This is a genomic window from Streptomyces sp. NPDC030995, assembly GCF_055571215.1.
This window is the reverse complement of record NZ_JBVIFS010000002.1, coordinates 93811-106384: the sequence shown is the minus strand read 5'-3', so window position 1 is coordinate 106384 and position 12574 is coordinate 93811. Positions and strand designations below refer to the sequence as shown.

The 12574-nt window shown below is 73.9% G+C and carries 12 protein-coding genes, 1 tRNA gene and 1 pseudogene; 8 read left to right on the top strand and 6 right to left on the bottom strand.

What is annotated here, in order from left to right; all coding sequences use genetic code 11:
• Positions 1-9 precede the first annotated feature (9 nt).
• The 3 genes from ACZ45T_RS04020 to ACZ45T_RS04010 all read right to left on the bottom strand — a co-directional run bounded on the left by ACZ45T_RS04020 (position 10) and on the right by ACZ45T_RS04010 (position 2111).
• A complete protein-coding gene (locus ACZ45T_RS04020; RefSeq protein ID WP_468437222.1) occupies positions 10-660 on the bottom strand; it encodes a class I SAM-dependent methyltransferase in 651 nt (216 codons plus the stop codon).
• A 141-nt stretch (positions 661-801) separates the two neighbouring features.
• Complete coding sequence (locus ACZ45T_RS04015) at positions 802-1680, bottom strand: spermidine synthase (RefSeq protein WP_468437220.1); 879 nt, start codon at positions 1678-1680, stop codon at positions 802-804.
• Positions 1681-1697: 17 nt separating this feature from the next.
• Complete coding sequence (locus ACZ45T_RS04010; RefSeq protein WP_468437218.1) at positions 1698-2111, bottom strand: hypothetical protein; 414 nt, start codon at positions 2109-2111, stop codon at positions 1698-1700.
• A gap of 243 nt (positions 2112-2354) precedes the next feature.
• Here ACZ45T_RS04010 and ACZ45T_RS04005 point away from each other — a divergent pair, with 243 nt between their 5' ends.
• Positions 2355-3677 carry a tetratricopeptide repeat protein gene (locus ACZ45T_RS04005; protein WP_468437217.1) on the top strand — a complete coding sequence of 441 codons (1323 nt, stop codon included), beginning with the start codon at positions 2355-2357 and terminating at the stop codon, positions 3675-3677.
• A gap of 241 nt (positions 3678-3918) precedes the next feature.
• Here ACZ45T_RS04005 and ACZ45T_RS04000 read toward each other — a convergent pair whose 3' ends face one another.
• Complete coding sequence (locus ACZ45T_RS04000) at positions 3919-4515, bottom strand: histidine phosphatase family protein (RefSeq protein ID WP_468437216.1); 597 nt, start codon at positions 4513-4515, stop codon at positions 3919-3921.
• A gap of 125 nt (positions 4516-4640) precedes the next feature.
• Here ACZ45T_RS04000 and ACZ45T_RS03995 point away from each other — a divergent pair, with 125 nt between their 5' ends.
• From ACZ45T_RS03995 to ACZ45T_RS03985, 3 genes are read left to right on the top strand one after another with little or no spacing between them, the layout of a single operon-like run.
• On the top strand, positions 4641-5798 hold the full coding sequence (locus tag ACZ45T_RS03995) for a hypothetical protein (protein WP_468437215.1): 1158 nt from the start codon (positions 4641-4643) through the stop codon (positions 5796-5798).
• Positions 5786-7357, top strand: a complete 1572-nt coding sequence (locus ACZ45T_RS03990; protein ID WP_468437214.1) for a hypothetical protein — start codon at positions 5786-5788, stop codon at positions 7355-7357. Before ACZ45T_RS03995 ends, ACZ45T_RS03990 begins: the two co-directional genes overlap by 13 nt.
• Positions 7354-8685, top strand: a complete 1332-nt coding sequence (locus ACZ45T_RS03985; protein WP_468437213.1) for an AAA domain-containing protein — start codon at positions 7354-7356, stop codon at positions 8683-8685. Before ACZ45T_RS03990 ends, ACZ45T_RS03985 begins: the two co-directional genes overlap by 4 nt.
• Positions 8686-8695: 10 nt before the next feature.
• Here ACZ45T_RS03985 and ACZ45T_RS03980 read toward each other — a convergent pair whose 3' ends face one another.
• A complete protein-coding gene (locus ACZ45T_RS03980; RefSeq protein ID WP_468437212.1) occupies positions 8696-9172 on the bottom strand; it encodes a MarR family winged helix-turn-helix transcriptional regulator in 477 nt (158 codons plus the stop codon).
• A gap of 116 nt (positions 9173-9288) precedes the next feature.
• Here ACZ45T_RS03980 and ACZ45T_RS03975 point away from each other — a divergent pair, with 116 nt between their 5' ends.
• The 4 genes and pseudogenes from ACZ45T_RS03975 to ACZ45T_RS03960 all read left to right on the top strand — a co-directional run bounded on the left by ACZ45T_RS03975 (position 9289) and on the right by ACZ45T_RS03960 (position 11104).
• Entirely contained in the window at positions 9289-9858 is a 570-nt protein-coding gene (locus ACZ45T_RS03975) for an NADPH-dependent FMN reductase (RefSeq protein WP_468437211.1), read from the top strand.
• A 78-nt stretch (positions 9859-9936) separates the two neighbouring features.
• Positions 9937-10278 carry a hypothetical protein gene (locus ACZ45T_RS03970; RefSeq protein ID WP_468437210.1) on the top strand — a complete coding sequence of 114 codons (342 nt, stop codon included), beginning with the start codon at positions 9937-9939 and terminating at the stop codon, positions 10276-10278.
• A 149-nt stretch (positions 10279-10427) separates the two neighbouring features.
• Positions 10428-11040: pseudogene (locus ACZ45T_RS03965) on the top strand (bifunctional DNA primase/polymerase).
• A tRNA-Lys gene (locus ACZ45T_RS03960) sits at positions 11031-11104 on the top strand. Before ACZ45T_RS03965 ends, ACZ45T_RS03960 begins: the two are co-directional and overlap by 10 nt.
• A 42-nt stretch (positions 11105-11146) precedes the next feature.
• Here ACZ45T_RS03960 and ACZ45T_RS03955 read toward each other — a convergent pair.
• Complete coding sequence (locus tag ACZ45T_RS03955; protein WP_468437209.1) at positions 11147-12382, bottom strand: M6 family metalloprotease domain-containing protein; 1236 nt, start codon at positions 12380-12382, stop codon at positions 11147-11149.
• Positions 12383-12574: the final 192 nt, after the last annotated feature.

Genomic DNA, 12574 nt, shown 5'->3' with positions numbered 1-12574 from the left:
CTTTCCCCGTCATGCCGGGACCGTGCCCACCAGCACGAACTCGTTGTAGGGGAAGACCTTGCCCATCGGGCGGGGGAAGGGGAAGGAGTAGGTCCGCCGGACCGCGACCCCGGCCCGCCCCGCGTGGCTGCGCAGCTCCTCGAAACCGACCCAGCGGATGTGGGTGGCGTCCGAGCGGTAGCCGACCTCCTGCGGGGTGATCATGACGACCGAACCGCCCGGCTTGACCAGCGGAAGGTACTGCTCCAGCAGCGCCGCCGCGGTCTCCTCGTCGACGTGCTCCAGCACGTGCGCGACCAGCAGGCTGTCGAAGGACCCGGGCCCGCAGTCCGGGGCCGCGGCCAGCTCGTCGGGGGTGTAGGCGTTCAGTCCGCGCTCGCGGCAGGTCTGCACCGAGTGCGGGTTGTGGTCGACGCCGACGCTGTCGGGGCCGCAGTTGAGCAGGTTCCGCCCCAGGCCGCAGCCGATGTCGAGGACCCGGCCCAGGTTCAGGCGCTGCAGGTTCCACCGGTACGGCGCCTGCGTCGGCAGCAGCCGCTTGATTCCGGACTGCTCCAGGCGGGCCAGCCGCTGGGTGTAGTCGGAACCGGCGGTGCTGGGGGCGCCGGGCGCCGGGGTCCCGGGGGTCGGGGCGCCGGGGGTTGCGGGGAAATCAGACATCTTTGGCCGTCTCCTGAACGCGTCGTAGAAGGGGCAACCCTCCTAGGGCTTCACAGGCTACGCAGGGGGACCGCCCGCCGGGAGTCCTCTGCCGATCTTTCTCCGCGAGAACCCCGTCCGCATCCGGAACCGGACCGGGCCCTACCGGAAGACCGACGGCGGCGGCTGCGGCGAGGCCACCGCGGAGGCGTCCGCGACCGGCGCCGCCCCACCTGCGAAGTCCGCCAGGGCCCGGCCGTGCTCGACCCGGCCCGGGTGCGGGTCGCTCGCGACCCGGCGGGTGAATTCGGCGACGGGCAGCTCGCGGTCGGCCGCCACGAGGACGGCGTTGCCGAACCGTTTCCCCCGCCACACCACCGGATCCGCGGCCAGCGCCAGCTCCGTGAACCGGGACGCGGCCGTGGCGATCTGGCTCCGCAGATGGGCCAGCGGCGGGCCGTCGGCGAGATTGGCCACGTACCACCCGGTGGGCGCCAGGGCACGGCGTACGTCGTCCAGGAACTCGGTGCTCGTCAGGTGCGCCGGGGTCCGAGCGCCGCTGAACACGTCCGCGATCACGAGGTCCGCCCAGCCGTCCGGAACCTTGGCCAGGCCCGCCCGCGCGTCCACCGCCCGGACCCGGACCCGCGCCTGCGGGTCCAGCGGCAGGTGTTCCCGTACGAAGGCCACGAGGGCGGCGTCGATCTCCACGATCTGCTGGGTGGAGCGCGGGCGGGAGGCGGCGGTGTAGCGGGCGAGGGTGAAGGCGCCGCCGCCCAGGTGCACCACGTTCAGGGGCTGCCGGGCGGGCGCGACGAGGTCGATCAGGTGGCCGATCCGCCGCTGGTACGCGAAGTCCAGGTACCCGGGATCGTCCAGGTCCACGTGCGACTGCGGGGCTCCGTCGATCAGCAGGGTCCAGGCGCCGGCGCGCTCGCGGTCCGGTTCCAGCTCCGCCCGGCCGCCGTCCACCTGCCCGACGACCGCCTCCGCGGAAGCCCTGCCGCGCTGCTTGCCCTTGTTCCTGTCCTTGCCTGCCACCACCCCATTGTGACCGGTCAGCGGCAGTTGTCCGCGGCCTCGATCAGCCGGGCCGCCTCGCCGAGCGCCGCGCGCAGCACCTCGGGATCGGTGACCGGTCCGACGGCCTCCGGCGGGAGCAGCCAGCCGGTGGCCCCCGCGACGGGCGAGGCGGCGTCCCCGAAGCGCATCCCGCGGCCGTTGGTCTGCGTGCACGCGCTGCCCGGCAGGTCCCAGGCGTCGGCGGTGCCGGGCGGGACGAGGAAGCCGAGGGTGTCGCCGGATCCGTCGTGCAGGACGGGTCCGACCCCGCCGGCCTGGCTGGCGGCGCGGCGGATGATGTCCACCGCCTCCAGACCCTGCCGGGTGGGGACGGTCACCAGGTCCAGGTCCAGGTCCGGCTCCGGGGACGTGCCGGGCTCGGGCGCGGTGCTCGTTCCAGTACTCTCCATGCCGGCCTCCACCAAGGGAACCCCTCCTCGATCCGTATCCGCATGGGTTCAACGCACGGGAACGTCAACAGGTGCGGCGGCAAGACGCCGCAAAGGATGGCAGTTCATGGCGGATCGCGGGTGAGATATCCCTTTTGTAGCCAAACATCGCATGAACCCCCTGCCCCTGGCGGTACGTTCATGCGCGCCGGGCCCCACCTCCACAGCACCGGCGCTGGGTTCCTTGCCAGAGAGGTCACGTCCATGGCGGCGTCCCCCCACTCACCCAACTCCACGTTCCGGCGGCTGCGCGGGCAGCGCTCGCCGGCCGAGTTCGCGGCCCTGGTGCGCCGGGCGGCGAAGGAAATCGGAGAAACGGTTTCCTGCGACGCGCGCTACATCGGCCGGGTCGAGTCCGGCGAGATCCGCTGCCCCAACTACGCCTACGAGCGGGTCTTCCTCCACATGTTCCCCGGCCGCGCCCTGGCAGACCTGGGATTCTCCCCGCGCGAGAGCGTCCGGGGCCGCTCGGCGCTGCGCGAGCCCGCCTGCGTCCCCGCCCACCGTTCCCCTTCTTCCCGTCCCAAGGAGAGCGACGTGCTGCGTCGCGCGTTCATGGCGGGCGGCTCCGCGACCGTGGCGGCCGCGACGCTCGGCCTCACCCTGCTCGGCGACGCCCGCCGCATCCCCTCCCGCGCCGGCGAGGCCGAGGCCGCCGCCGTCGAGGACGCCGTACGACAGATCCGGCTGCTGGACGACCGGCACGGGGCCGACGCCCTGTACCGCAAGGCCGCCGAACCCCTGCGCACCGCCTACGCGCTGCTCGACGCGGGAGCCACCCGGCAGTCCACCGAGGACCGGCTGCACGCGGGCGCCGGCGAACTGGCCGTCTCGGTCGGCTGGCTGGCCCACGACTCCGGGCGCTTCGACGACGCCCGCTCGCACTACGCGGAGGCCCTGGCGACGGCCCGGGTGTCGCGGGACGCGGGCCTGGAGGCGCACGCCTTCAGCAACATGGCCTTCCTGGCCCGGGACTGCGGCCGCTCCCGCGAGGCGGTACGGGCGGCCCAGGCGGGCCGCCGCGCCGCGCGCTCCCTCGGTTCCCCGCGGCTGCTGTCGCTGCTCGCGCTGCGGGAGGCCGGCGGGTGGGCGGGGCTGGCCGACCGCCGGGCCTGCGAGGAGGCGCTGGCGGTGGCCCACACGGAGTTCTCGCGGGGCGAGGCGGACGCCGACCCCGAGTGGATGTCCTTCTTCGGCGAGGCGGAACTGGAATCCCTGGAGGCGCGGTGCTGGGCGGCGCTCGGGGAGCACGCGCGCGCGGCGCGGCACGCCCGCCGGGCCGCCGACCTCCAGGATCCGCACTTCGCCCGGAACGTGGCCCTGTACACGGCGGAGCTGGCGGGTGATCTGGCGCGGGCGGGTGCGCCGGACGAGGCCGCGTGGGCGGGGGGGCGGGTGCTGGACCTGCTGGGGCAGGTCCAGTCGACCCGGATCCGGTCGAAGCTGTCGGAGACGGCCGACGCGCTTGTTCCGCATCAGCGCTCTCCTCGGGTGGGGGCCTTCCTGACGCGGCACGCGTCGGCCTGAGCTGCTGGGGCTCCGCCCCAGACCCCGCGCCTCAAACGCCGGCGAGGCTGAAAGACCGGGGCTCCGCCCCGAACCCCGCTCCTCAAACGCCGGAGGGGCTGGATTTGCCCCGGCGAGGCTGGATTGCCCGGGAGGGCAATTTCAGCCCCGCCGGCGTTTGAGGCGCTCTTTCAGCCCCGCCGGCGTTTGAGGCGCGGGGGTCCGGGGGCGGGGCCCCCGGCAGCGGCGCCGCAGCCGGCGATTACCCGTCCAGGTGGCCCGTGTCGTTCCAGCGTTCCAGGGCGGGCGAGCCATAGGCCCAGCCGAGGACCGAGAGGGAAGTGGGCTCCAGGCGGATGCGGGCGCCGAAGGAGGCTTCGAAGCCCAGCCAGCGCGCGGCCAGGGTGCGCAGGATGTGGCCGTGCGCGAAGACCAGGACGTCCCGCTCCGCCGAGCGGGCCCAGGCGACCACCTCGTCCGCGCGCGCCGCGACATCGGCGACGGACTCGCCGCCCGGGACCCCGTCGCGCCAGATCAGCCAGCCGGGCCGGATCGCCTGGATCTCGGCCGGGGTCATGCCCTCGTAGTCGCCGTAGTCCCACTCCATCAGCGCGTCCCACGGCTCCGCCTGGACGCCGAAGCCCGCCAGCTCGCAGCTCTCGCTGGCGCGGACCAGCGGGCTGGTGCGGACCTCCAGGCCGGGCAGGCCCCGCCACGGGTCGCGGGCCAGCCGCTCGCCGAGCAGCTTCGCGCCCCGCTTGCCCTCCTCCAGCATCGGCACGTCCGTGCGTCCGGTGTGCTTGCCGAGTTTGGACCACGCCGTCTGGCCGTGGCGGGCCAGCAGGATGCGGGGGGCCATGTGAATTCTCCCGGTACAGGTGCGTTCATTCGGTTTTACGGTGGTTCTGCCGTCCGTACATCATCCCATCGCCGGTTTCCGCGCTAAGTCCACGATTGTCAGTGGCGGATGGGACACTTCCGCGGGTGAGCTCCTACCCGCCCAGCAGCCCCGCGCAGCCGACCACGCTGCGCCGGCGGCTCGCCGGCCTGCGCGGTCCGGCCGTGCCGCCCCGACCGCTCGACGCCCGGGCGCTGGCGGCGCTCGCCGCCAATCCCGGCTGCGGCAGACGCGCCCTGCTCGACGGCGCCGGAGTGGACAAGACCGCGCTCGCCTCGGCCCTCGGCTCCCCCGCCTCCTTCGGGCAGTCGCAGTTCGCCATGGTCCGCGGGAACTCCTTCGAGGCCAAGGTCAAGGGCGACGGCGGAGCCGAGCTGCTGCGCCTGGTCCATGCCCACCTCGCCCCCGCCGCCGAGCCCCCCGGGCCGGGCGCCCGGATCCCCGACCTCACCGCCGCCGGGCCCGAGGGCCGCGCCGCCCGCACCGCGCTCGCCCTGCGCGAGGCCACCGCCGCCGGCCGGGACGCCGGGGCGTGGACGCTGCTCGACCACCCGATGCTGGCCCTGGAGGTGGCGGGCTCCCCCGCCTACCTGGAACCGGACGCCGTCGTCGTGCATCCCGACGGCCGCTGGACCGTCGTGGAGATCAAGTCCTTCCCGATGATCGACGGGGCCGCCGACGCCGCGAAGGTGGGCGCCGCCGCCCGCCAGGCCGCCGTCTACGTGCTGGCCCTGGAGAAGACCGCCGAGAAGCTGGCCGGCGCCGAGGTCGGGCACACCGTGCTGCTGGTCTGCCCCAAGGACTTCTCGAACCTGCCCACCGCCTCGCCCGTCGACATCCGCCGCGAGCGCTCCGTGACCCGGCGCCAGCTGGACCGGCTGACCCGCGTCGAGGAGCTGGCCGCCGCGCTGCCCGAGGGGCTCAGCTTCGACCCGGCGCTCACGACCGAGGAGCTGACCGAGGCGGTGGCCGCGGTGGACGCCGCCTACGCCCCCGAGTGCCTGGCCGCCTGCGAGCTGGCCTTCCACTGCCGGGACAAGGCCCGCGGCGCCGACGAGGTGACGGCGCTGGGCCGTTCCGTACGGGGTGAGCTGGGCGCGCTGACCACCGTCGAGGAGGCCCTCGCGGCGGCCGCCGGCGCCGGCTGCGCCGAGGACCCGACCGCGGCCGCGCTGCACCGGGCGGCCCGGCTGCGCGCCGAGGCGCTCCGCTCGGCCGAGGAGGGCGCGGCATGTCCCTCCTGAACACCCTGGCGCGGCTGGAGGCCGTCCGGGCGGGCCGGGCCCAGCCGCTGGCGACCGTACGGCACCGGCATCTGAGCGAGCGCCCGCTGGTCCTCGTACCGCTGACGACGGCCGGTGAAGCGGGGGCTCCGCTCGGCGCGCTGGTCGGCACGGACCGCGCCGAGCCGCGGCTGCTGGTGGTGCCGCAGCCGCGCGACCGGGACCTGCGGTGGGCCTTCCTGGCGGACCTCGCCGCCGAGGTGCTGCCGTACGTGGACGCGTACGCCGACGGGGTCGAGCTCGTGGAACGCAACGAGACCGACCCGGAGACGGGCAAGAGGTCCAAGGTCGAGGCCGAGCTGTGCCTGGACGCGCCACAGCTGATCGTGCCGAGCCGGGCGGGCATCGAGTACGTGCGGCTGCTGGGGCGCTCGATGCGGTTCCGGCGCACCGCCGAGGAGGATCCGGAGAATCCGTATCCGGCGCCCGCGCGGGTGCCGCTGCTGGGGCGCTGGTTCACGCACCTCGCCGAGCGCTCCCGGGTGCCGGGATCCTCGATGCTGCTGTCGGCGACGGAGCTGCTGGGACGGCACTGGGCCAGCGGCCAGAGCAATCTGGAAGACCAGCACCTGGGTGCGCTGCTGGCCTGGACGGCGCCCCCGGAGGGGGAGTCGGGCGCCGAGGCCGCCCTGCGCGCCGAGCTGGCCCGCGACCGGGACGGCCAGTTGCTGGTCCCGCCCGCCGGACCGGCCACGGACCCGGCCTTCGACAACAAGCTGCTCGCCCCGGCGATGGCCCGCTACGACGCGGCGCGCTCGGCGGAGCCGCAGGACGAGCGGGTGCGGGCGCGCGCCGAGCAGGACGTACGGGCCCTGGTCGCGGCGCAGATGATGCCCACCTGGGACTCCGTGTGGCGGGCCGTGGACCTGCTGCGCACCCTGCCCGCCGGGGAGCGCGCCGAGGAGCGCTGGACGCGCGACCGCTGGTCGTACACCGGCCACCGGGACCGGGTACGGGCGGGCGAGCCGCCCCAGCCGCGCCGCGACGACGCGGTGACGGCGGCTCAGAAGCTGGCCACGCGGGAGACCGAGCAGGTGCGGCTCGACGCCCAGGAGGCGCTGGACGACCCCCTGGTGATGGCGGGCCGGCGGCTCGCGGGCGAGGCATTCGCCGGTGAGGTCACCGAGGTGGTGATGGAGTGGACGGAGTCGAAGCGGCCGAGCCCGCGCCCGCTGGTGACGGTGGTGACGGAGGACCGGCCGCAGCTCGCGGACGGGGGCGGCGGGAAGGTGTTCCGCTCGCTGGACGGGCGCCCGCAGTCGGCGCAGTTCGTCCGGTACGAGGCCGACGGCCGGGTCGTGCTGCGGCTGCTCGACAAGATGGGCCGCGGCAAGGACCCCGAACCGGGCTCGGTCCCGGAGAAGGGCGACCGGGTGTGCTGGACGCTCTTCGAGCACGACGCCCGCGGCGGCCCGAAGCTCCCCGACCCCGAGCAGACCCCGTGGACGCACGGCGGCCCGCCGGGACACCTGACCGCCCCCGTGCTTGCCGACGCCGTGACCGACGAGGACCTGCTGTGAACTCCTTCGACCCGGGGGCCGCGGCCGCCGAGGCGACCGCCGCGATCCTGCACGACACCCTGCACGGGACCGAGCGGGGCGTGGTCGTCGACTCCCCGCCCGGAGCCGGCAAGTCCACGCTCGTGGTCCGGGCGGCCCGGGAGCTGGCCGCGGCCGGGCGCCGGCTGATGGTGGTGGCGCAGACGAACGCGCAGGTCGACGACCTGGTGCTGCGCCTCGCCGACAAGGACCCGGGGCTGAAGGTCGGCCGGCTGCACAGCAGCGACGGCGACGCCTACGACCCTGCCCTGCGCGACCTCCCCTCGGTCACCCTCTCGGCCAAGCCCGGCGACCTGGCCGAGCTCCCCGTCACCATCTCCACGGCGGCGAAGTGGGCCTTCGTCAAGGACGTGGAGCCCTGGGAGCACGCCATCGTCGACGAGGCGTACCAGATGCGCTCGGACGCGCTGCTGGCCGTGGCCGGGCTGTTCGACCGGGCGCTGTTCGTGGGCGACCCGGGGCAGTTGGACCCCTTCAGCGTGGTCGGCGCGGAGCAGTGGGCGGGCCTGTCCTACGACCCGTCCGCCTCGGCGGTGAGCACCCTGCTCGCCCACAACCCGCAGCTGCCGCAGCACCGGCTGCCGGTGTCCTGGCGGCTCCCGGCGACGGCGGCGCCGCTGGTCTCCCGCGCGTTCTACCCGTACACGCAGTTCCGCAGCGGTACGGGCCCGGGCGAGCGGCGGCTGTCGTACGGGGTCCCCTCGGACGGGTCGGGGCCGGACCGGGTGCTGGACGAGGCGGCCGAGGCGGGCTGGGGCCTGCTGGAGCTGCCCGCGCGGCACACCCCGCGCACCGACCCGGAGGCGGTGCGGGCGGTGGCCCTGGTGGTCCGCCGCGCACTGGACCGCGGGGCGGTGACCTCCGACGAGCAGTCCCCGGAGCCGGCCCCGCTCACCGCCGACCGGATTGCGGTGGGCACCGCGCACCGCGACCAGGCGGCGGCGGTCCGCGCGGCGCTGGCCGCACTCGGGGTCACGGGGATCACGGTGGACACGGCGAACCGGCTCCAGGGCCGCGAGTACGACCTGACGGTGGTCCTCCACCCGCTGTCGGGCCGCCCGGACGCGACGGCCTTCCACCTGGAGACGGGCCGCCTGTGCGTCCTGGCCTCCCGGCACCGGCACGCGTGCGTGGTGGTGGCCCGGGCGGGCATAGCGGAGCTCCTGGACGAGCACCCCTCGACGGAACCGGTCCAGCTGGGCGTGACGGTGAAGTTCCCCGACGGCTGGGAGGCGAACCACTCGGTCCTCGCGCACCTGGCGGAGCACCGCGTGGCCTGGCGGCCGTGAGGCCCACCCCTCAGGACTTGCGGGTGACGCCCATCCGGGCGGCGAGCACCTCGCCCACCTCGGCCAGGGTGCGCAGTTGCCCGGGGGTCAGGACGTCGATCAGGTGGCGGCGCACCGACTCCACGTGGAGCGGGGCCGCCGCCGTGATCGCGCTCACGCCGGTCTCGGTGAGGACCACCTCCGCGCCCCGGGCGTCGGCGGCCACCTCCTCGCGGCGGACGATGCCACGCTGTTCCATGCGGGTGAGCTGGTGGGACAGCCGGCTGCGCGACCACTGCATCAGCTCGGCCAGCGCGCTGATCCGCATGCGGTGGCCGTCCGTGGAGCCCAGCACCGACAGCACGTCGTAGTCGGCCTCGGAGAGCCCGCTGTCCTGGTTGAGGTCACGTGCGATCCCCGCGTTGACCAGCGGGAACATCCGCCGCCAGGCGTACCAGGCGTCCTGCTCGGGCTCCGTGAGCCACCGGGGCTCGGATGCGGGGGTCATATCTGCACTCTAACCAGATCGATGACACATCATCTACCTGGTTGACACATCACCAACATCCCGCTTTTATAGGTGACACATCAACAACCGCTCGAGACCCATCAGGAGCCCACGCCGTGACCCGCCTCCACGTCATCTCCGCCGCCACCCGCCCCACCTCCTCCGGCCGCCCCCTCGCCCAGTGGGTCACCGAGCAGGCCCGCGAGCACGGCGGCTTCGAGGTCACCCCGGTCGACCTCGCCGAGATCGCGCTGCCCTTCCTGGACGAGCCCGAGTACGCCTCCACCGGGAACTACGTCCACCAGCACACCCGCGACTGGAGCGCCCTGATCGACTCGGCCGACGCCTTCGTCTTCGTCATGCCGATGTACAACGCCGGCTTCACCGCCCCCTTCAAGAACGCCATCGACTTCCTCTACCGCGAGTGGGCCGGCAAGCCGGTCGGCATCGTCAGCTACAGCGGCGGCCCCAGCGGCGGCGCCCCGGCCGCCGAGATGCTGATGCCCGTGCTCAACCGGGTCGGCATGCTGCCCGCCGAGCGCTCCATCGCCATCCCGGGCCTCCCCAAGCTGATCGGCCCCGAGGGCTTCACCGCCCCCGAGGGACTCGCGGGCGAGCTGGCCGGCGTACTCGACGACGTGGCCGGGCTGGCCGCGGAGCGCGCTGCGGAGGCCGTCGCGGTGTAAGCGGACCGCACCCTTGCGCGGCGTTGGACAATGGACGGTGGCCCGGAAGCATTTCGCACGCGCAGCAGGAGGACACGCATGGCAGAGCCGGAGCGGACCCAGCGGAGGCTGCGGCCTGCGCCGCTGCTCTTCGAGCCCTCGGAGGCCGCGGCGGATCCGGAGCACTTCTTCGACCTGGAATCGATAGAGGACCCGCATGAGCTCCTGGCGCGTGCGACCGAGCTGACGCTGGCGTTCCGGGCCGCGCAGGACCGGGCGGTGGAGTACCAGGCCCTGGCCGCCGCGCAGCTCGCGGATCCGGGACGCTTCGACCGACTCTCGCCGGCGGCGATCGCCGACCAGGCGGAGTGGACCGAGGACTACGCCCGCAAGATGATCGAATTCGGCGAGTCCCTCCAACGCAGCCCCGAACTGCCGTAGCCATGTCAGCCTCGCCGGCGTTTGAGGCGCTGGGGGTCCGGGGGCAGGGCCCCCGGCAACGGCGAGCAAGATAGCCCATCAACGCCCACCGCGTCCCGGTTTCCGGTAACTCCCGGAAACCGGTTCGCTACGGCCGGTACACCTGGCATATGACGACGCTGACGACGGCAACCACCTCCCCCGCCCTCGACACGCGCACCGCGCGCCCCGCCACCCACGTCACCCCCCAGGGCGCCGCCTGGCTCGCCTCCGCCTCCGCCCAGCCCCCGCACACCCTCGCCCTCTGGGAGGCCCGGCCCACCGCGCTCGCCACGCTGCCCTGCGGGAACGCCTTCGACGTCGTCAACGTCCCGCTCGTCCTCGGCCGCCGCATCCTGGACCTGCTCTGGTCCGAGGGCCCCGGCTCCGGCCCGGTCGCCGTGCACCGCGGCCGGATGCTGCTCTTCGCCACCCCCGGCACCGCCCACCGCCTTCCCGCCCTGCTGGCGTGGGAGGAATGGGGAGGGTCCCGTACCGCCCCGGCGCCCCTCTGCCACGGCCGCGGCGACGCCGTCACCGTGCCGCCGCTGGCCGCCACCCCCGGCCCTTCCCGGTGGCTCGTGGCCCCCGACGCGCGAACGCCGTGGCTGCCCGGGCCCGAGGCGCTGCTCTGGGCCTTCGTACGGGCGGCCCGCACCCCCGCACCGACCGGACCTGGGGATATCGATTTTTCGTTCCGCGGATCCTCCTGCTAATGTCTACCTCGTCAGCAAGCGCCGCTAGCTCAGTTGGTTAGAGCAGCTGACTCTTAATCAGCGGGTCCGGGGTTCGAGTCCCTGGCGGCGCACAGACGGAAGAAGGCCTCCACGCGAGTGGGGGCCTTCTTCGTTTACGTCGTGATCTTCACCGTGTACGCGCCGGACCGGGTCCGGTCCGCGACCTCGATCCTGATCCGCTCCCCCGGCACCTTGTAGGTCTCGCCCACCTCCAGCGGAGCGTCCGCCAGCGGCGGGTACACCGAGCGGTCCCAGCACGCCTCCGTCTCCGGATGGGCGTCCAGCACCTCGATCGGGCCGCCGCCCGACGCCGCCTCGTTGCGCACCCGGTAGACGAGGACCCCCTCCGTGCAGGTGTCCCCGTCGTTTCCGGCGGAGCCCCGCGCCTCGATGGCGATCGCGCTGCCGGGTCCCGTACGGATCACCGCGAGCCGGGTCCCGCCGGTGCCGCCCGCCACCGGAGCCTGGGCCAGCGGCTGAAGGGTGTGCAGCGAGGAGCCCGACTGCACGCAGTCCACCTGGGTGGCGTCCAGCCAGCCCAGCTTCCACTTGTGCCAGGCGAAGAGGTCCGGGGCCATGCCGAACTGGCTGCCCATGACGTCCCAGTCCCCGACGTACGTGTCCCAGTCGCCCTTGCCGTCCGTGGGCCGGTGGTAGAGGTCGGGCAGGTCGAAGACGTGCCCGGTCTCGTGGGCCAGTACGTTGCGGTCCGGCGGGTGGCGCTCGAAGACGGTGACGATCCGCCGCAGTTCCGCGCCGTCGGCGACGATCGGGCGGTCGAAGTTGACGACCTTCGTGGCGTCGGAGTCCACGCCGGGCGCGTCCGGGTCGGCGACGAAGTAGACGACGTCGTACTTGCCGAAGTCCACTTCGGCGTCGGCGACGGCGACCGCGTCCCGCAGGTAGGCCGCCCGGTCCTCGGGGGCCCAGTCACGCCTTATCCCGTACGCGGTGGACGGTTTGGGCATCCGGATCCACTGCTTCTGCGGGTGCGCGGCCAAGCGGAACCGCCCGTAGGAGGCCTGCTCGAAGAACTCGCTGGTGGCGGGGAAGTAGTCGCCGGCGATCTCCTTGGTCGGGACGGTGCTCCGGTGGTCGGGGAACGAGAGGAAGACCATGACCGCATCGAGGGTGCGCTCGGGCTTGGGGTAGGCGCCGTTCCAGCTGTCCAGGCCCAGGGAGTGGTGCGCCGCCGTACGGGTCAGCGCGCAGGGTCCGGCTCCGGAATCGGCCACCGCGGGCCCCGCGACGAGCGACATGGCGGCGAGCGCCATCAGGGAAGTGAGCGCTGCACCGGTACTTCGGATGCGGGAGCGGTCCACTCCCCCGGGTGGCTGCTGTCGCGTCACATCGACCTCCGGTGGTGGATTTTTCCCTGTTTAGCCACCTTGGGGCGATTGTCTTACTAATGCCCTGTTCCACTGCCCCACACGAGTGAGCAATACGGCAAGCCGGTGACCCCCGGGCTTCACGCACCTGCCTACAGAACGTCACGACCGATCACCCGAGAACAGCGGAAGCCCTCGCATGCTCACAGCCGC